This window comes from Bacillus cereus group sp. BfR-BA-01350 (assembly GCF_022663775.1).
Taxonomy (GTDB): Bacteria; Bacillota; Bacilli; order Bacillales; family Bacillaceae_G; genus Bacillus_A; species Bacillus_A paranthracis.
In genome coordinates this window covers 1-18,262 of the sequence record NZ_JAKUGD010000015.1, presented here as the reverse complement: position 1 = coordinate 18,262, position 18,262 = coordinate 1, and the positions used below count along the sequence as shown (strand labels likewise).

The following is an 18,262-nucleotide window of genomic DNA, read 5'->3' as shown; positions in this document are numbered from 1 at the left end:
AATTTCATTTTCATAAGGAGGAATCATGATGAAATTTGTTACATTTCGTCTTCCTTCAAAAGAAATGCGAGCTGGATGGCTTGAAGGTGACAAAGTAATCGATATGAATCTTGCTAGTGGTGGAAAATTACCTTCTTCTATGTTCGCCTTTTTAGAGAAAGCGGATGAGTATGTAGAAGTGTTGCGTAATATTAATAATCCGGAAAAGGGCATATATTCTTTAGAGGAAGTGCAATTAGCGGCAGCGATTCCTAATCCGAGTAGTATTAGGGATTTTTATGCATTTGAACAGCACGTAAAAACGGCACGTAGCCGAAGAGGGTTAGATGTTGTACCTGAATGGTACGATATACCGGTTTTTTATTTTACGAACCATCGTGCTGTAATTGGTCCAGATGATGTTGTAATTAGTCCGAAGAAATCTAAAAAACTTGATTATGAGTTAGAGATTGCTTGCGTAATTGGGAAAGAAGGAAGAAATATTTCTCGTGAGCAAGCAGAGGAATATATTTTTGGTTATTGTATTATGAATGATTGGAGTGCAAGGGACTTACAAGCAACAGAAATGAAGGTAGGACTTGGTCCAGCGAAAGGAAAAGATTTTGCAACTTCATTAGGAGCGTACCTTGTTACGAAAGAGGAACTAGATATTTATCGTAATGGTGACCGTTATGAGTTAGAGATGACTGCTCATGTAAATGGAAAGCTATTATCAAAAGGGAACTTCCAAGATATTTACTATACATTTGCTGAAATGATTGAACGTGCTTCGGAAGACGTTACGTTATATCCAGGCGATGTGATTGGTTCTGGAACAGTAGGAACAGGTTGTATTTTAGAACTAGGCACAGAAGAGTGGCTACAAGATGGTGATGTGGTAGAACTTACGATTACTGGTTTAGGTACATTACGTAATACGGTCAAAATAGAAAGGGAAGCAGGTGATGGGCATGTTTTATCGTCACATGGGGGAGCTACCTCATAAACGACATGTACAATTCCGTAAAAAAGATGGGTCGCTTTATCGTGAACAGGTAATGGGAACAAAAGGTTTTTCTGGTACGCAATCTATTTTGTATCATCATTATATGCCAACGGAAGTAGGGCATGCGGCATTATCTCATTCTTGTCAGTTGCAGTATGAAGAAGATGTTGCTCTTTCTCATCGTCACTTTCGCACGAAAGAAAATAAAAAAAGTGGTGATGCAGTAAGCGGAAGAAACTTTATACTTGGGAATGAGGATTTATTAATCGGAGTAGTGAGCCCAACAGAAAAAATGGACTATTTCTACCGTAATGGTGATGGCGATGAAATGTTGTTTGTCCATTACGGAACAGGAAAAATTGAAACGATGTTTGGAACGATTCATTATCGAAAAGGCGATTATGTAACAATTCCAATTGGAACGATTTATCGTGTTATTCCGGATGAAGGAGAGACTAAGTTTCTTGTTGTAGAGGCAAATAGTCAAATTACAACACCGCGTCGCTATCGTAATGAATATGGACAATTGCTAGAGCATAGTCCGTTTTGTGAGAGAGATATTCGTGGTCCTGAAAAATTAGAGACGTATGATGAAAAAGGTGAGTTTGTCGTAATGACAAAGTCGAGGGGATATATGCATAAACATGTTTTAGGACATCATCCGTTAGACGTTGTTGGTTGGGATGGCTATTTATATCCGTGGGTCTTTAATGTAGAGGACTTTGAACCAATTACAGGTCGTATTCATCAGCCACCTCCAGTACATCAAACGTTCGAGGGTCACAATTTCGTTATTTGTTCTTTCGTACCACGTTTATATGACTATCATCCAGAATCTATTCCGGCACCGTATTATCATAGTAACGTGAATAGTGATGAAGTACTGTACTATGTAGAAGGTAACTTTATGAGCCGAAAAGGTGTGGAGGAAGGGTCTATTACACTTCATCCGAGCGGCATTCCTCACGGTCCACATCCTGGGAAAACAGAGGCGAGTATAGGGAAAAAAGAAACGCTTGAATTAGCTGTTATGATAGATACATTCCGTCCGCTTCGTATTGTAAAACAAGCACATGAAACAGAAGATGAAAAATATATGTATAGCTGGATTGAAGAGGGATCATATACTGTGAAATAAATAAAAAGAGGCATGCTCAATAACGAAGCATGCCTCTTTTATGGAATCGACATGTATAATAATACCAAAAAAAGTTATAGAAAGATATATAGAAAGAATGATCAAGATAATGCGTATTCATAAGAATTTCTACTTATTTCGACAAAGATTAATGTGGTAATTTTTAGTTTGAAAATTTGTATTTTTCTGATTCTATATATAATATAATTGTTGGGGAACTAAGGGGGTAATTTATGAAGAATACGTGGCGTGAATTACGGGAGATGGACCGTAACGTATGGATTCGGTTTATTGGAGAGACGTTAAATGGAATTGCGATGATGATGTTGATGCCGTTTTTTGCATTATATTTAAAAGATAAGGTGGATTCTTTATTACAGGTTGGAGTGATTATGGCGCTTTCTCCAATTGCTGCAAGCTTTGGAGCAATTATAGGAGGAAGGATTGCTGATATATATGGAAGAAAACCGATTATGATATTTTCGATGGCGAGTAATGCAGTATTAATGCTCGGTTTTTTATTTATAGAAGGATTTATTCCGTATGCGATTTTATCTATTTTTTTAGGATTAAGTAATTCGTTATTTCATCCAGCTGCATCAGCGATGGTTGCGGATGTAACGGCGCCAGAAAAAAGAACAGAAGCATATGGTTTATTACGAATGGGGCACAATATAGGTGCTGCAATTGGTCCGATAATGGGGGCTTCAGTAGTTATGTTATCGAAGAACCTTGTGTTTATTATTGCCGCATCTACGATGTTATTTTATGCATTACTTGTATTCGTCCTTATTCAAGAGACAATGCCAAAGAGTACGAATAAAGAAGGTGATACAGAAAAAGAATCAGGAGCAGTGTGGAAAATTGTATTGCGAGATAAGGCACTCATGATTTATTTATTAGCAGGTATCATTATTTCGATGGGATTTTCTCAAACAGAAGGCATGTTGCCACTGCACTTTGACAATGAAATGAAAGGTATTTTTGGAACTAACAATCCATATCCATATTTAATGGCTTTAAATGGACTATTAGTTGTGTTGTTCCAATTTCAAATTTCAAAATGGGTCACGGATAAACCTGTTGGAAAGACGATGTTATATGGTGCATGTTTGTTTGGGATTGGGTTATTTTTTATAGGGTGGTTACCGAAGTGGTTTGGAGGACTTGATACAAATGCTACAATTATTTTAATAACGTTACTGTTTGTGTATGCCATATATACGTTAGGTGAGATGATTATGTCGCCTGTACAGATGACGTTTGTAGCGAATTTGGCTCCTGAGCATTTAAGAGGGACTTATATGGGAGCTGCAAGTTTGCAGTGGATTACAGGAAGTGCATTCGGTCCACTTCTTGGAGGTTTTTTATTAGACCGATTACTTGGCCACTTTCTATTTACAATTTTAGCTTTCGGTTGTGTAGTTGCAGGTATTGTATATATTTCTTTAGACCGTCTCGTTGAACAAAGGCAAAAAAGCACACTAACCAAACAATCTTCTTAATAATTAGATGACATACACAAAAAGGGGATTTCTACATATTTTAGGTACATAACTAGGTTGGATTGCAATTTTATCCCACTTTAATGGGCAGTAAGACCCCCACCTCAAAATTCAGCGAAAGTAAGGAATTTAGGTGGGGGATCAACTGCCCATAAAAGTCCGATTGGTTCAACTAATAATCAGTAGGGGATGAAGCCCCCCACTGATTAAAGTTTCACTTTATATATTTATCAAGAAAGTTAAGTGGAAAAAGTATAGAGAACCAATAAGTGGTGTCATTTAATTATTTGTGGAAGTTGCATTTTATTTCAAATAGGAACTACCTATTTTTATAAAAAGTGCTAAAATAGAAAAATGAAAACAATTGGTTAGGGTGATTTCAGTGACAAAAATTAAATTAGGTTTATTATATGGTGGAAAATCAGCTGAGCATCAAGTTTCGCTACAAACGGCTCTTGCTGCTATTAAAGCATTAAATCAAGATAAATTCGAGATTCATCCAATTTATATTACAGAACAAGGTCAATGGGTGCGCGGTGAGCGTATTGAAGGCGAAGTAACAAATGTTGAAGTTCTAAAAATGAGCGGTGCAGAAAATGCGATTTCTCCGTTATCTTTAAGCACAGAAATCATTCCATCTGCAAATGCTGAGGAAAATGCTATCGACGTTATTTTCCCATTACTACATGGACCAAATGGTGAAGATGGAACGGTTCAAGGATTATTAGAATTAATGAACATTCCTTATGTAGGAAATGGTGTTCTAGCATCTGCTGCTGGTATGGATAAAGTTGTTATGAAAAACATTTTTGCAGAAGCTGGATTGAAACAAGCGAAATATGCATCGTTCATTCGTAGCGGATGGGAAAAAGATCGTGAAACAGCATATGAAAAAGTAGAAGCAGTATTAGGATACCCTTGCTTCGTAAAACCAGCAAACCTTGGTTCAAGTGTTGGGATTAATAAGTGTAAAAATCGTGAAGAACTTGAGAATGCATTTGAAGAGGCATTCCAATTTGACCGTAAAATTATTGTGGAAGAAAATATCGTTGGACGTGAAGTAGAAGTTGGTGTACTAGGTAATGATGAACCGAAATGTTCAGTTGTAGGTGAAATCGTACCTAAAAAAGACTTCTATGATTATAAGTCGAAATACATCGATGGTGATACAGCGTTAATTATTCCAGCTGAAATGACAGAAGAAGAGTCTAATGTTATTAAGCGAGATGCGATTGTTGCATTCCAATCGTTAGATGGTGCTGGCTTAACGCGAGCTGATTTCTTCTTAACGAAAGATGGAGAAGTATACATTAACGAAGTGAATACGATGCCAGGATTTACGCCGTTTAGTATGTTCCCTCTACTATGGCAACATACTGGATTACCGTATCCGGAATTAATTGAAGAGCTAATTCGTTTAGCAATGGAGCGTCACGAAGAAAAACAAAAAATTAAATATACAATCTAACAAAAAAAGGAGGAGGCACTATTCGAAGGAATAGTGCTTCCTCTATGTAAGGAGTGTTTTTATGATAAATCGAACGTTAAAACAAGTAGAACAAATGACAAATGGTACGGGATTAGCAGAGCAGTATGAGGGAATTACTATACAAGGAGTGTCTATTGATACGAGAAAAATCGAAAAAGGAAACTTATATGTTCCGATTCAAGGTGAACGTTTCGATGGACATGCTTTTGTAGATAAAGCTGTTGAAAATGGAGCTGTGGCGACATTATGGATGAAAGATGTAGCAAATCCACCTGAGAATCTTCCGGTTATTTTTGTAGAAGACACGCTATCAGCATTACAAATGTTAGCAAAAAACTATCGCGACCAATTGGATGTTAAAGTGATTGGTGTGACAGGTAGTAACGGTAAAACATCTACAAAAGATATTGTAACAAGTCTTCTTGCGACTAAATTCAAAGTTCAAAAAACAGAAGGAAACTTCAATAACCATATCGGGCTCCCTCTTACTATTTTAAACTTAGAAGAAAATACAGAAGTGGCTGTATTAGAAATGGGAATGTCAAGCCGCGGGGAAATTGAATTCCTATCTAAGTTAGCTCGTCCAAATGCAGCTATCATTACGAACATTGGTGAAGCACATTTAATGGATTTAGGCTCTCGTGAGGCAATTGCTGAAGCGAAATTAGAAATTGTGACAGGATTACAAGAAGGTGGAGTGTTCGTATATAACGGAGACGAGCCATTATTAACAAATCGTGTTCCTGAAATGAATCTAATAGCTGAAACAGTTACGTTTGGTGATGCTAGAGCAAATGATTATTATCCAACGACTGTAACGTTACAAGCAACTGGGACACACTTTAAAATGAATAGAGAAGAAAACATTTCATTCTATCTACCAGTATTAGGGAAACACAATGTGTATAATACGCTTGCTTCTATGGCAATTGCGAAACACTTTGGTGTAACGTGGGAAGAGATGAAAGAAGGTTTAGTAACGCTTCAAATGACAGGCATGCGTATGGAAATTGTAAAAACAAATAGTGGATTAACAATTATCAACGATGCTTATAATGCAAGTCCAACAGCTATGGAAGCAGCATTCCACCTAATGAATGGTTTAGATGGATTCTCTAAAAAAATTGTTGTTCTCGGCGATATGTTAGAGCTTGGAGATCAAGAAGTACAGTTTCATTATGAGGTAGGTAAATTAATCGATCCAGCAAAAATCTCCTATGTGTTCACATATGGTAAATTAGGGGCTCAAATTGCTGAGGGAGCGAAAATTAATTTCCCTAACGAACGTGTGAAGGCTTATGATAATAAAGAAGAGTTAGTAAAAGAGTTGCAAGCAGTAGTCGATGCAAAAGATGTTGTATTAGTCAAAGCATCTCGCGGTATGAAATTGGAAGAAGTAATTACGATGTTGAAATAATTGGTGTATATAAATAGGGATGATAGCAACGAAAAAAGAAGAAACTTATAATAAGCGCTTACAGTAAATATAAAAAAATAAAAGTGAAGAAAAAAACTCTTAATATGAAAATAAGGTAACAGTTGGGTTTGCTTTTTACACATACAAAACTTATAATTGATAAAGTGTAATAACGTTTAGAAGTATTTTCGTGAAGAATATACGCCCGTTTATATACGTGAGCATTCAGGAAAAGGGCTTTTCCGCAAATTCGGAAAACGCCTTTTTTTAAATGATAAGTATAGGATAGAAAAGGAGAAGTAACATTGACAACATTTCGAGAATTAGGATTAAGTGATTCTTTACTGCAATCTGTTGAAAGTATGGGCTTTGAAGAGGCTACGCCAATTCAAGCTGAAACAATTCCACATGCATTGCAAGGTAAGGATATTATTGGGCAAGCACAAACAGGTACAGGGAAAACAGCAGCATTCGGATTACCACTATTAGATAAAGTGGATACACATAAAGAATCGGTTCAAGGTATTGTTATCGCGCCAACGCGTGAATTAGCAATTCAAGTTGGAGAAGAGCTATACAAAATTGGTAAACATAAACGCGTTCGTATCTTACCAATTTACGGTGGTCAAGATATTAACCGCCAAATTCGTGCTCTAAAAAAACACCCACACATTATTGTTGGTACGCCGGGTCGTATTTTAGATCATATTAACCGTAAAACACTTCGCTTACAAAACGTAGAGACAGTTGTTCTTGACGAAGCGGATGAAATGTTAAACATGGGCTTCATTGAAGATATTGAAGCAATTTTAACAGATGTGCCAGAAACACATCAAACATTACTATTCTCAGCGACAATGCCGGACCCAATCCGTCGTATTGCTGAGCGTTTCATGACTGAGCCTCAACACATTAAAGTAAAAGCAAAAGAAGTAACAATGCCAAACATTCAGCAGTTCTATTTAGAAGTGCAAGAAAAGAAAAAGTTTGACGTGTTAACACGCTTACTAGATATTCAATCTCCAGAGCTTGCGATTGTGTTCGGTCGTACAAAGCGTCGTGTTGATGAATTATCAGAGGCATTAAATTTACGTGGTTATGCTGCAGAAGGTATCCATGGTGATTTAACTCAGGCGAAACGTATGTCTGTATTACGTAAATTCAAAGAAGGTTCTATTGAAGTTCTTGTTGCAACAGACGTTGCTGCACGTGGTCTTGATATTTCAGGCGTAACACACGTATATAACTTCGATATTCCACAAGATCCAGAATCATATGTTCACCGTATTGGCCGTACTGGTCGTGCAGGTAAAAAAGGTATTGCAATGCTATTTGTAACACCACGTGAATCTGGACAATTAAAAAATATCGAGCGTACAACAAAACGTAAAATGGACCGCATGGATGCACCGACACTTGACGAGGCACTAGAAGGTCAACAACGTTTAATCGCTGAAAAACTTCAAAGCACAATTGAAAATGAAAACTTAGCATACTACAAGCGTATTGCAGAAGAAATGTTAGAAGAGAACGACTCTGTAACAGTAGTAGCTGCTGCTTTAAAAATGATGACAAAAGAGCCGGATACAACTCCAATCGCTTTAACATCAGAACCACCAGTTGTTGCAAGAGGTGGCGGTTCTAAAAAACGCGGCGGTAACGGAGGCGGATACCGTGATGGTAACCGTAATCGTAGTCGTGATGGACGCGGTGGCGATGGTCGTAACCGTGACCGCAATCGTGATGGTCGTAATCGTGACGGTAACCGTGATCGCAATCGTGAAGGTAGCCGTGATGGTAACCGTGGTCGTCGTGGCGAAGGTCAAGGACGCCCAGGATCTTCAAACGGACGCGGCGAAAGAAAACATCATAGCCGTAAGCCACAAGCTTAATAATGAAAAAAGAGAATGCCCTTTGCCGGCATTCTCTTTTTTTTATTTCTGTAATTGTACATACTACATAATAACTTATGTAGAAATGAGGTGCCGCATGCTTGTAAGGCTTGGCTATGTCGCGATGAGTGTACATTTGAAAAATGCATCTCCATCTCAAACGATGACGTACGCGCAGTTTCAAAAAATAGATGATCGGGAAGCAGCGATTCGTAAACTTGAAAGAATTGCTAATTCGAATTTGGAAAACTGTTTACGATTATTAAAGCATAATAAAGGACATGACATATCGTTCTTTCGACTTAGTTCCAAGCTGATTCCTTTAGCGAATCATGAGGAGTTGTTAGATTGGAATTATATTCGCCCTTTAAAAGAAAATTTAAAAGTGCTAGGTGATTACGCTATTCGAATGAATATGCGTATTGATTTTCATCCAGATCATTTTGTTGTACTCAATTCAGCTGAGGAGAATATTTTTAAAAAATCTGTAAAGACGTTACAGATGCATAGAAAATTATTAAAAGGTATGGGGATTGAACATAAGCAACGATGTGTAATGCATGTTGGGGGTGGATATAAAGATAAAGAGCTTGCATTAGAGCGTTTTATAGAGAATTGGTCTAATGTCCCAAGAGGTATTCAGGAAATGATTATGTTAGAAAATGATGATACAACTTTTACGCTCGAGGACACATTATATTTAGGAGAAAAATTGGACATTCCCGTTGTATTTGATTTACATCACCATATGATGAATCATGATCGAGAAGATTGGCATGAAGATTGGGCGCGTGTCGTACATACGTGGGAATCGTCTTTGTTACCAGTGAAAATGCACATTTCTAGTCCTAGAGAGGGAAAAGACCCGAGAGCACATGCGGACTTTATTGATGTAGATACTTTTTTATCTTTTTTAAAAAAGATAAAGGGAAGTGTTCCACAAATTGATTGTATGATTGAAGCGAAGATGAAGGATGGGTCTTTATTTCAACTCATGAGGGATTTAAGTAAACAAACAGATGTGGAAATTATCGATGGTGCGAGCTTTTATATTAAATGAGCTCTGCACCATCGAGTTTTTTTATTAATAAAGGGGTGCAAATACCACCAATGATCAATCCTGTTAAATGGCTGATAGGGTTGGCAGAGGGATTGAAGAAAGTGAATAGTAGTAATATACATATCATGATTGAAAAAATAGCGATGTCTCTTGGATTGGAAGAACGATAGCGGCTATACATTAGAAATAACTGTGCACCTAGCAATCCGAAGATACCACCAGATGCCCCGGCATGAATATATTCATGGGGCATAATAAGATAAGAGAAAATATTTCCGAGAATGCCAGAAAGGAAAAAAATAATGATGAAAGAAAAGTGGCCTAGTTGTTTTTCAATAGAAGAGCCAAGGACGAATAAACAAATACTATTAGAAAGAAAATGTGATAAGTCTACATGTACGAGTAGGGAAGTTATGAGACGCCACCATTCTCCTTTAGCGATATATTCATTAGAAGCTGCCATAGGAAATAGGGAAAAATTTCCTAATATAATCATAATTAATTGTAAGAGAAGTAAAGCGATGACGATTGGTTGTAAGGAAATGCGGGCGGATGGTATGAGCATATTGTGAGTATCACTCCTTTTGCATCAGAAAGATTCTCTGTTATTCTTACAATATGAAAAAAGAAAGCTAAATAGAAGAAGGGGATTTTGAAATGATTGTAGGGATTGGAATCGATATTATTGAATTGAATCGAATTGAAAAAATGCTAGATGGAAAGCTTAAATTTATAGAACGTATTTTAACTGAAAGTGAACGTAATGTTGCTAAGGGGCTGAAGGGAAGCCGCCTTACAGAGTTTGTAGCTGGAAGATTTGCAGCGAAAGAGGCGTATTCAAAAGCGGTAGGAACTGGTATTGGGAAAGAAGTGAGTTTTTTAGATATTGAAGTGAGAAATGATGATAGAGGGAAGCCGATTCTTATTACGAGTACAGAACATATTGTTCATTTATCAATTAGTCATAGTAAGGAATTTGCTGTTGCTCAAGTTGTTTTAGAAAGCTCGTCACGCTAGTCTGCATATTTTATATCTTTGTCTCATATATTTGTGGTAGCGATAAGGAAGGTACATCTTCCATTCATTTATAGGGGCAAAGGGGCTGAAGTGATGAAAAGGCGTCTGTTTTTAGTTCTTGTCGGTTTATTAACCGTTTTTGTGTTGGCCGGTTGTATGGAAAAGAAACAAGATGATGTTGTGAGAGATTTAGAAGCGAAAGTAAAAGGGTTGAAAAGCTATCAAGCTGAAGCGAAATTATCTATTAAAACAGGGAATGAGCCTCAGGAGTATAAGGTAGAAATATGGCATAAGGAACCTTCTTTTTATCGTGTGAATTTGCAGAATGCGAAAAAAGATCAAAGCCAAATTATTTTAAGGAATGAAGAAGGAGTATTTGTATTAACGCCAGCTCTTAATAAGAGTTTCCGTTTCCAAAGTGATTGGCCGCAAAATAGTAGCCAGGCTTATTTATACGAATCTCTTGTGAGAGATATTTTACAGGATAAGAAAAACCTTACTTTTGAAAAAACAGATAAGCATTATATTTTTAAAACAAAAACAAACTATCAGCATCAAAACATGTTGCCGAGACAAGAGATTACGTTGAAGAAAAGTGATTTAACGCCAGTTTCAGTGAAGTTAATGGATAATGATCAAAATGTTCTTGTGAAAGTAGATTTCTCTAAAGTGAAATTCGGCGCGAAATTTGATAAAGGTGCATTTGATACGAAACAAAATATGTCTAGAGCGCAAGTAGATGTTCAAACAACAGCGAAAGAAGACAAACCATTTGCTATTTTGTATCCGCGTGATACGCCGCAAGGTATGACTTTGAAAGATGAAAAAGAGTTGAAGACAGACAGTGGCAAGCGTGCGATACTCACATACACTGGAAGTAAGAAATCCTTTACTTTAATACAAGAAAAGGCAAAAGTTGCAGAGGCTTCGTCAGCGATAAGTGTGAGCGGGGAATTGGTTGATCTTGGTTTTACAATTGGAGCATTGACGAAAGACTCTTTAACGTGGTCGCATAACGGAGTAGAATATATGCTCGTGTCTAAAGGTTTAGAGCCGAAGGAGCTGTTAATGGTTGCTCGTTCAGTTACAGAGAAGCAAGTGAAGTAAACTTCTTAGACGTGGTGATATATGTGCACCACGTCTTTTCTTAGTTTGAAGGGTGGATTTCATAAAAGAAGCATATAAAAGAATAAGCTTCGCATATCGTGTATAAGGAAGTGTGTTTATGGAAGAAGCGCCATTTTACCGTGACACTTGGGTGGAAGTGGATTTAGATGCCATTTATAACAACGTTACACATATTAAAGAATTTATCCCGAGTGATGTAGAAATTTTTGCCGTTGTTAAAGGGAATGCATATGGGCACGATTATGTACCGGTGGCTAAAACAGCATTAGAAGCGGGGGCGACAAGGTTAGCAGTTGCGTTCTTAGATGAAGCTTTAGTGCTTCGAAGAGCTGGTATTACTGCGCCGATTTTAGTGTTAGGTCCTTCTCCTCCTCGTGATATAAATGTAGCTGCTGAAAATGATGTAGCATTAACTGTTTTTCAAAAGGAATGGGTAGATGAAGCAATCAAACTTTGGGATGGTTCGTCTACGATGAAATACCATATTAATTTCGATAGTGGTATGGGGAGAATTGGAATACGTGAACGTAAAGAATTAAAAGGATTTTTAAAAAGCTTAGAAGGTGCACCATTCTTAGAATTGGAAGGAGTTTATACGCATTTTGCAACGGCAGATGAGGTGGAGACTTCTTACTTTGATAAGCAATATAACACATTTTTGGAGCAGTTAAGTTGGTTGAAAGAATTCGGAGTGGATCCTAAGTTTGTTCATACAGCTAATAGTGCTGCAACGCTACGTTTTCAAGGGATTACATTTAATGCAGTACGAATTGGCATTGCGATGTATGGGTTATCTCCATCTGTAGAAATACGCCCTTTTTTACCGTTTAAATTAGAACCAGCGCTATCATTGCATACGAAAGTTGCTCATATTAAACAGGTGATTAAAGGGGATGGAATTAGTTATAACGTCACTTATCGAACGAAGACGGAAGAATGGATTGCGACCGTTGCAATTGGCTATGCAGATGGCTGGCTTAGAAGATTGCAAGGATTTGAAGTGCTTGTAAATGGTAAAAGGGTACCGATTGTAGGGCGAGTAACGATGGATCAATTCATGATTCATCTTCCTTGTAAAGTGCCTCTTGGTACGAAAGTTACACTCATTGGAAGGCAAGGAGATGAATATATTAGCGCTACGGAGGTTGCGGAATATTCAGGGACTATTAATTATGAAATTATTACAACGATCAGTTTTCGTGTGCCGAGAATATTTATACGGAATGGTAAAGTTGTGGAAGTAATCAATTATTTGAACGATATATAGAAGGTAGTATGATTTGCTTCTTGTCATGTGAGAGGACTGTTCATTGGTTAAGAATAAGTTCATTTTTGACGAGAAGCTTTTTACTTATCTTTACTTTTAACATAATGTAACGTGAATTTAGCACGGAAACTTTTTCGTTTCTTGTTGTAATGAGATAAAAAATAAAAGAATATGAATGTTTTGTTTGTGAATTGGAAAACATAAGCAAGGAATAAGGAAGTCTTTGCAACAGGCTCCATACAATGGTATTATTACAATAGGTGTCATATATATATTTGGGTGTGTAGTTGACGGTGGAGGTGTATTTTTGTGTCCGAATCAAGTGTAACTACTGAAATCGTGGTTCGGTTGCCAAAGCAAATGGTAACGGAATTGGACGGAATTGGAAAACAAGAGAATAAGAATCGCCATGAACTAATTTGCCAGGCAACACAACTGTTATTGCGTCAACATAAGACGAAGAAACGCTACCAACATGAATCAATGCGACGTGGGTACATTGAAATGGGAAAAATTAATCTTGGTATTGCATCTGAAGCTTTCTTAGCAGAGTATGAAGCAGCTCATACAGTAGAACGCTTAGTTAGCGGGGGGTAATATTTTGATTGTAAAACGCGGCGACGTGTATTTTGCAGACCTTTCCCCAGTTGTTGGTTCTGAGCAAGGAGGCGTTCGTCCGGTTCTTGTCATTCAAAATGACATCGGAAATCGTTTTAGTCCAACGGTGATTGTAGCGGCTATTACTGCACAGATTCAAAAAGCGAAATTACCCACTCATGTGGAAATTGATGCGAAAAAGTACGGTTTTGAGAGAGATTCTGTTATTTTACTTGAGCAGATTCGAACAATCGATAAGCAGCGCTTAACGGACAAAATTACTCACTTAGATGAAGTGATGATGATTCGTGTAGATGAAGCGCTACAAATTAGTTTAGGACTAATAGATTTTTAAATCGGCAGTTTAAGTTGCTCTCTTTGAAGGGCAACTTTTTTTATTATAGAGGAGGTTACGGTTGTATATGGAAATGGTAGATAATCGACAAGCGTTAATGAAAATGTTAGTGAAGGAATTAGGCTTTACCGAAAAGCAAGTTCGTCATGTTATTCAATTAACAGAAGAAGGTAACACAGTTCCATTTATTGCTCGTTACCGAAAAGAATGGACAGGCTCTTTAGATGAAGTGCAAATTCGTACGATTTTAGAGAGATGGCAATATATAATGCAGCTTGAAGATAGAAAAGAAGAGGTTCTTCGTCTTATTGATGAGAAGGGGAAACTGACAGGAGAATTACGTCAGCAAATTGTGAAAGCTACAAAGTTGCAAGAAGTAGAAGATTTATATCGTCCATATAAAGAGAAGAGAAGAACGAAAGCAACGATTGCAAAAGAAAAAGGACTAGAGCCATTAGCTGAATGGTTATTGTTATATACAAAAGAAGATCCGAATCAGAAGGCAATGGAGTTTATAAATGCCGAGAAAGAAGTGCAATCTGCAGAAGAAGCATTACAAGGTGCTCAAGACATTATTGCAGAAATCGTTTCAGATGAAGCAGCATATCGTAGTTGGATTCGGAATGTTACTTTTAGAAAAGGTGTTATGTCTTCGGCTGTAAAAGATGAAGAGAAAGATGAAAAAAATATATATGAAATGTATTACGATTATGAAGAACCGTTGCAGAAAGTCGTGCCGCATCGTGTATTAGCGATGAATCGCGGTGAGAAAGAAGATATATTGAGAGTTTCTGTTGTTCCGCCAGTAGATGAGATAGTAACTTTCTTATATAAGAAAGTAATTCGTAATAACGATTCAAAAAGTGCACAGTATGTAAAGTTAGCAATTGAGGATGGTTATAAACGATTAATTCAATCCTCTATTGAAAGGGAGATTCGAAAAGAATTAACAGAAACAGCTGAGGAACAAGCAATACATATTTTCTCTGAGAACTTACGTAATTTGTTATTACAACCTCCAATGAAAGGAAAGGTTGTGTTAGCTGTAGACCCTGCATATAGAACGGGTTGTAAATTAGCTATCGTAGACGATACGGGGAAAGTTCTATATATTGATGTTATTTATCCGCATCCACCAGTGCGTAAATATGAAGATGCAAAAGCGAAAGTTCTTTCTATTATAGATAAATATCAGGTTGAAATGATTGCGATTGGGAATGGTACAGCTTCTAGAGAATCAGAAGAATTTATAGTTGATGTATTACAAAATGTGAAACGAGAAGTCTTCTATATTATTGTGAATGAAGCTGGTGCGAGTGTGTATTCGGCTTCTGATTTAGCCCGTGAGGAATTCCCAGATTTACAGGTTGAAGAAAGAAGTGCGGTTTCTATCGGTAGACGTCTGCAAGATCCACTTGCTGAACTTGTAAAGATTGATCCTAAATCAGTTGGGGTTGGACAATATCAACATGATGTGTCTCAAAAAAGATTAAATGAATCATTAACGTTTGTAGTAGAGACAGCAGTTAACCAAGTCGGTGTGAATGTAAATACAGCTTCAGTTGCGTTGTTGCAATATGTTTCAGGCTTATCAAAAACTGTTGCGAAAAATATTGTAGCAAAGCGTGAAGAAGAAGGGAAATTTACAAAACGAACAGACTTAAAGAAAATACCACGTCTAGGTGCGAAGACCTATGAACAATGTATAGGTTTCTTACGTATATTAGAAGGGGCAAACCCGTTAGACCGTACAGGTATTCACCCAGAACAATATAAAAATGTTGAATTGTTATTAAAGAGTCTAGGTTTATCAAAAGATGACGTAGGGCAACCACAATTACAAAAGAGTTTAGAAGAAGTGGAGATTTCTAAGTTGTCGGAAGAAACGGGAATTGGAGAGCCAACATTAGTCGATATTATAGATGCACTCATTAGTCCAGAGCGAGACATGAGGGATGAGTTGCCTAAACCGCTTCTGAAAAAAGGGATTTTGAAATTAGAAGATTTAAAACGTGGTATGGAACTGGAAGGAACAGTACGTAACGTTGTTGATTTTGGTGCTTTTGTTGATGTAGGTGTGAAACAAGATGGGTTAGTACATATTTCTAAACTAAGCAAACAATATGTGAAGCATCCGTTAGATGTTGTATCTGTTGGACAAATCGTCAAAGTATGGGTAGATGATATTGATACGAAAAAAGGTCGCGTTGCATTATCTATGTTGCCAATTGAATAGTAAGAGAAGAGAGCAGATGAAACTGCTCTTTTTTTATAGGGCAAAACGTGTAATGGATTAGGAACTTTGATGTATTTTGCTATAATAAAACCAGCATTCATTTAATAATTTAATTTGATACCGGTTTTTTTCAAAATATGCGCGTTGCATTTGTTTTTTGAGCCATGTAGGCATAGGAATCCCTCCTTGTTTAATCCTACTCTCATAAATGTAAGGTACTATTGATGAGAGGTTGGTGAGTGGATTTCTATTTTTGCTATGTTTTTAGAAACCACGCTTCTTGAATGAGGATGGGTATATGTACTATTTAATATATGTATAAGAGAGGAGAAAAGTGTAAAAATATTTTTTTGTTTAGGAGGAATGAAAATGGATGAGCAAGAAATACAGCGGCTAGTGGAAGAAGTATCGCTACAATATTTCGAAATGCCATTTTTACATAAGGTGATGTTTAATAGTAGATTGCGCACAACTGGTGGGCGTTATCTATTGAATACACACAATATTGAACTGAATTATCGATATTACGAAATGTATGGGAAAGAAGAATTAGTTGGAATTGTTAAACATGAACTTTGTCATTATCACTTACATATTACAGGAAGAGGGTATAAGCATCGGGATAAGGATTTTCGAGAACTATTAAAGGAAGTTGATGCACCACGATTTTGTAAACGTATGGTGAATGCAGAGAAAGAAAAAAGGGTTTATGTATATGAATGTATGGAGTGTTTGCTTCAATATGTAAGAAGACGTCAAATTAATACGAAAAGATATGTCTGCGGAAAGTGTAAAGGTAAACTAAATCTGATAAAGAAAACATCTTGACAGTGAAAACGTAATCCAGTATATTATAAACATGTCACGTTTGTACAAGATGTTGTGAAAAAACCTCTTGACTTACGATGAGAATTTTTATAAGATACAAATTGTCTTTATTATTCCGCAGTAGCTCAGTGGTAGAGCTATCGGCTGTTAACCGATCGGTCGTAGGTTCGAGTCCTACCTGCGGAGCCATACAGAGAAGTACCCAAGTGGCTCAAGGGGCTCCCCTGCTAAGGGAGTAGATCGCGAACGCGGTGCGAGGGTTCGAATCCCTTCTTCTCTGCCATTCATATTGGCCCGTTGGTCAAGTGGTTAAGACACCGCCCTTTCACGGCGGTAACACGGGTTCGAATCCCGTACGGGTCACCACTTCGGAGGATTAGCTCAGCTGGGAGAGCACCTGCCTTACAAGCAGGGGGTCGGCGGTTCGATCCCGTCATCCTCCACCATAATATTATAATGAAAAGTAAAATGATATTAATGTAAAGATTAAATGGTCCCGTGGTGTAGTGGTTAACATGCCTGCCTGTCACGCAGGAGATCGCCGGTTCGACCCCGGTCGGGACCGCCATTTTAACTTCTGCTAATTGGCAGTTGTTTTTTATTGGTCATTATGGTACAATAACATTTGTCTTTGAAAAGAAGATAAGTATTTCGATGGGCTATAGCCAAGCGGTAAGGCAACGGACTTTGACTCCGTCATGCGCTGGTTCGAATCCAGCTAGCCCAGCCATTTACGAGCCATTAGCTCAGTTGGTAGAGCATCTGACTTTTAATCAGAGGGTCGAAGGTTCGAGTCCTTCATGGCTCACTTTTGTTTTTTCCGCGCGGTCGTGGCGGAACGGCAGACGCGCTAGGTTGAGGGCCTAGTGGGGGAAACCCCGTGGAGGTTCAAGTCCTCTCGGCCGCATCAAAAAATCTTTTAAAAAAGTACTTGCATTTGAAAATGTAGTATGATAAGATAATTGAGTCGCCAAAATACAACGACGAAAGAACATCATGAATAAGCGCCCGTAGCTCAATTGGATAGAGCGTTTGACTACGGATCAAGAGGTTAGGGGTTCGACTCCTCTCGGGCGCGCCAATTACGGGAAGTGGCTCAGCTTGGTAGAGCACCTGGTTTGGGACCAGGGGGTCGCAGGTTCAAATCCTGTCTTCCCGACCACGCGGGTGTAGTTTAGTGGTAAAACAAGAGCCTTCCAAGCTCTGGTCGAGAGTTCGATTCTCTTCACCCGCTTTTAGTTCTTTGAAAACTGAACGAAACAAACAACGTGAAACGTCAATTTTTATTTTATGATGCTAGACAAACTAACTTTATTGGAGAGTTTGATCCTGGCTCAGGATGAACGCT

At 37.8% G+C, this 18,262-nt stretch carries 16 protein-coding genes and 11 tRNA genes; 25 read left to right on the top strand and 2 right to left on the bottom strand.

The features are described 5' to 3' along the window. Positions 1-28 precede the first annotated feature (28 nt). The 7 genes from MR147_RS23425 (at position 29) to uvsE (ending at position 9,486) form a co-directional block, all read left to right on the top strand. Positions 29-985 carry a fumarylacetoacetate hydrolase family protein gene (locus MR147_RS23425; protein WP_074608839.1) on the top strand — a complete coding sequence of 319 codons (957 nt, stop codon included), beginning with the start codon at positions 29-31 and terminating at the stop codon, positions 983-985. Then, the gene (locus MR147_RS23420) at positions 951-2,123 is read left to right on the top strand and encodes a homogentisate 1,2-dioxygenase (protein ID WP_000499916.1); all 1,173 of its coding nucleotides are present in this window, start codon (positions 951-953) and stop codon (positions 2,121-2,123) included. Before MR147_RS23425 ends, MR147_RS23420 begins: the two co-directional genes overlap by 35 nt. Positions 2,124-2,356: 233 nt before the next feature. Further along, positions 2,357-3,628, top strand: a complete 1,272-nt coding sequence (locus tag MR147_RS23415) for an MDR family MFS transporter (protein WP_074608836.1) — start codon at positions 2,357-2,359, stop codon at positions 3,626-3,628. A 382-nt stretch (positions 3,629-4,010) separates the two neighbouring features. Continuing rightward, positions 4,011-5,096: a D-alanine--D-alanine ligase gene (locus tag MR147_RS23410; protein ID WP_074608834.1), complete on the top strand. Its 1,086-nt coding sequence runs from the start codon at positions 4,011-4,013 to the stop codon at positions 5,094-5,096. A 61-nt stretch (positions 5,097-5,157) separates the two neighbouring features. Next, the gene (gene murF, locus MR147_RS23405; protein ID WP_000610683.1) at positions 5,158-6,534 is read left to right on the top strand and encodes a UDP-N-acetylmuramoyl-tripeptide--D-alanyl-D-alanine ligase; all 1,377 of its coding nucleotides are present in this window, start codon (positions 5,158-5,160) and stop codon (positions 6,532-6,534) included. 305 nt (positions 6,535-6,839) lie between these two features. Beyond that, a complete protein-coding gene (gene cshA, locus MR147_RS23400; RefSeq protein WP_000206583.1) occupies positions 6,840-8,426 on the top strand; it encodes a degradosome RNA helicase CshA in 1,587 nt (528 codons plus the stop codon). A 97-nt stretch (positions 8,427-8,523) separates the two neighbouring features. Continuing rightward, positions 8,524-9,486 carry a UV DNA damage repair endonuclease UvsE gene (uvsE, locus tag MR147_RS23395; protein WP_242304782.1) on the top strand — a complete coding sequence of 321 codons (963 nt, stop codon included), beginning with the start codon at positions 8,524-8,526 and terminating at the stop codon, positions 9,484-9,486. Here uvsE and MR147_RS23390 read toward each other — a convergent pair. Continuing rightward, the gene (locus MR147_RS23390) at positions 9,479-10,051 is read right to left on the bottom strand and encodes a rhomboid family intramembrane serine protease (RefSeq protein ID WP_074608831.1); all 573 of its coding nucleotides are present in this window, start codon (positions 10,049-10,051) and stop codon (positions 9,479-9,481) included. The two genes, uvsE and MR147_RS23390, sit on opposite strands and share 8 nt — an antisense overlap. 92 nt (positions 10,052-10,143) lie before the next feature. Here MR147_RS23390 and acpS point away from each other — a divergent pair, with 92 nt between their 5' ends. The 6 genes from acpS (at position 10,144) to MR147_RS23360 (ending at position 16,086) form a co-directional block, all read left to right on the top strand. After that, positions 10,144-10,503 carry a holo-ACP synthase gene (acpS, locus tag MR147_RS23385; protein WP_046199355.1) on the top strand — a complete coding sequence of 120 codons (360 nt, stop codon included), beginning with the start codon at positions 10,144-10,146 and terminating at the stop codon, positions 10,501-10,503. Positions 10,504-10,659: 156 nt separating this feature from the next. Then, complete coding sequence (locus MR147_RS23380; RefSeq protein WP_139302829.1) at positions 10,660-11,610, top strand: LolA family protein; 951 nt, start codon at positions 10,660-10,662, stop codon at positions 11,608-11,610. Positions 11,611-11,728: 118 nt separating this feature from the next. After that, entirely contained in the window at positions 11,729-12,898 is a 1,170-nt protein-coding gene (gene alr, locus MR147_RS23375) for an alanine racemase (RefSeq protein WP_000390601.1), read from the top strand. Positions 12,899-13,207: 309 nt separating this feature from the next. Beyond that, positions 13,208-13,495 (top strand): antitoxin EndoAI, encoded by a 288-nt coding sequence (locus MR147_RS23370; RefSeq protein WP_000004570.1) that lies wholly within the window; start codon positions 13,208-13,210, stop codon positions 13,493-13,495. A 4-nt stretch (positions 13,496-13,499) separates the two neighbouring features. Then, on the top strand, positions 13,500-13,850 hold the full coding sequence (gene ndoA, locus MR147_RS23365) for a type II toxin-antitoxin system endoribonuclease NdoA (protein WP_000635963.1): 351 nt from the start codon (positions 13,500-13,502) through the stop codon (positions 13,848-13,850). Positions 13,851-13,917: 67 nt separating this feature from the next. Continuing rightward, entirely contained in the window at positions 13,918-16,086 is a 2,169-nt protein-coding gene (locus MR147_RS23360; RefSeq protein WP_074608827.1) for a Tex family protein, read from the top strand. Positions 16,087-16,143: 57 nt separating this feature from the next. On the opposite strand, the gene cmpA is transcribed toward MR147_RS23360, so the two are convergent. Then, positions 16,144-16,260 carry a cortex morphogenetic protein CmpA gene (gene cmpA, locus MR147_RS23355; protein ID WP_001143642.1) on the bottom strand — a complete coding sequence of 39 codons (117 nt, stop codon included), beginning with the start codon at positions 16,258-16,260 and terminating at the stop codon, positions 16,144-16,146. 195 nt (positions 16,261-16,455) lie between these two features. Here cmpA and MR147_RS23350 point away from each other — a divergent pair, with 195 nt between their 5' ends. The 12 genes from MR147_RS23350 to MR147_RS23295 all read left to right on the top strand — a co-directional run bounded on the left by MR147_RS23350 (position 16,456) and on the right by MR147_RS23295 (position 18,148). Next, entirely contained in the window at positions 16,456-16,914 is a 459-nt protein-coding gene (locus tag MR147_RS23350) for a SprT family protein (RefSeq protein WP_242304781.1), read from the top strand. Between the two features lie 114 nt (positions 16,915-17,028). After that, positions 17,029-17,103, top strand: a tRNA-Asn gene (locus MR147_RS23345). A 3-nt stretch (positions 17,104-17,106) separates the two neighbouring features. Beyond that, positions 17,107-17,197, top strand: a tRNA-Ser gene (locus MR147_RS23340). Between the two features lie 8 nt (positions 17,198-17,205). Then, positions 17,206-17,280, top strand: a tRNA-Glu gene (locus MR147_RS23335). Positions 17,281-17,284: 4 nt separating this feature from the next. Further along, positions 17,285-17,360 (top strand) — tRNA-Val (locus tag MR147_RS23330). A 46-nt stretch (positions 17,361-17,406) separates the two neighbouring features. Then, a tRNA-Asp gene (locus tag MR147_RS23325) sits at positions 17,407-17,482 on the top strand. An 87-nt stretch (positions 17,483-17,569) separates the two neighbouring features. Next, positions 17,570-17,644 (top strand) — tRNA-Gln (locus MR147_RS23320). A 5-nt stretch (positions 17,645-17,649) separates the two neighbouring features. Next, positions 17,650-17,722, top strand: a tRNA-Lys gene (locus MR147_RS23315). A 16-nt stretch (positions 17,723-17,738) separates the two neighbouring features. Beyond that, positions 17,739-17,821 (top strand) — tRNA-Leu (locus MR147_RS23310). Positions 17,822-17,918: 97 nt separating this feature from the next. After that, a tRNA-Arg gene (locus MR147_RS23305) sits at positions 17,919-17,995 on the top strand. 4 nt (positions 17,996-17,999) lie between these two features. Continuing rightward, positions 18,000-18,076, top strand: a tRNA-Pro gene (locus MR147_RS23300). A gap of 1 nt (position 18,077) precedes the next feature. Then, positions 18,078-18,148, top strand: a tRNA-Gly gene (locus MR147_RS23295). The last annotated feature ends 114 nt before the right edge of the window (positions 18,149-18,262 follow it).

What these genes read in the sequence shown, in the direction of transcription:
- MR147_RS23380 (WP_139302829.1), top strand. Translation starts at nt 10,660, where the DNA reads ATGGAAAAGAAACAAGATGATGTTGTGAGAGATTTAGAAGCGAAAGTA.
- acpS (WP_046199355.1), top strand. Translation starts at nt 10,144, where the DNA reads ATGATTGTAGGGATTGGAATCGATATTATTGAATTGAATCGAATTGAA.
- MR147_RS23390 (WP_074608831.1), bottom strand. Translation starts at nt 10,051, where the DNA reads ATGCTCATACCATCCGCCCGCATTTCCTTACAACCAATCGTCATCGCT.
- MR147_RS23350 (WP_242304781.1), top strand. Translation starts at nt 16,456, where the DNA reads ATGGATGAGCAAGAAATACAGCGGCTAGTGGAAGAAGTATCGCTACAA.
- cmpA (WP_001143642.1), bottom strand. Translation starts at nt 16,260, where the DNA reads ATGCCTACATGGCTCAAAAAACAAATGCAACGCGCATATTTTGAAAAA.
- murF (WP_000610683.1), top strand. Translation starts at nt 5,158, where the DNA reads ATGATAAATCGAACGTTAAAACAAGTAGAACAAATGACAAATGGTACG.
- MR147_RS23425 (WP_074608839.1), top strand. Translation starts at nt 29, where the DNA reads ATGAAATTTGTTACATTTCGTCTTCCTTCAAAAGAAATGCGAGCTGGA.
- uvsE (WP_242304782.1), top strand. Translation starts at nt 8,524, where the DNA reads ATGCTTGTAAGGCTTGGCTATGTCGCGATGAGTGTACATTTGAAAAAT.
- alr (WP_000390601.1), top strand. Translation starts at nt 11,729, where the DNA reads ATGGAAGAAGCGCCATTTTACCGTGACACTTGGGTGGAAGTGGATTTA.
- MR147_RS23415 (WP_074608836.1), top strand. Translation starts at nt 2,357, where the DNA reads ATGAAGAATACGTGGCGTGAATTACGGGAGATGGACCGTAACGTATGG.
- MR147_RS23420 (WP_000499916.1), top strand. Translation starts at nt 951, where the DNA reads ATGTTTTATCGTCACATGGGGGAGCTACCTCATAAACGACATGTACAA.
- MR147_RS23360 (WP_074608827.1), top strand. Translation starts at nt 13,918, where the DNA reads ATGGAAATGGTAGATAATCGACAAGCGTTAATGAAAATGTTAGTGAAG.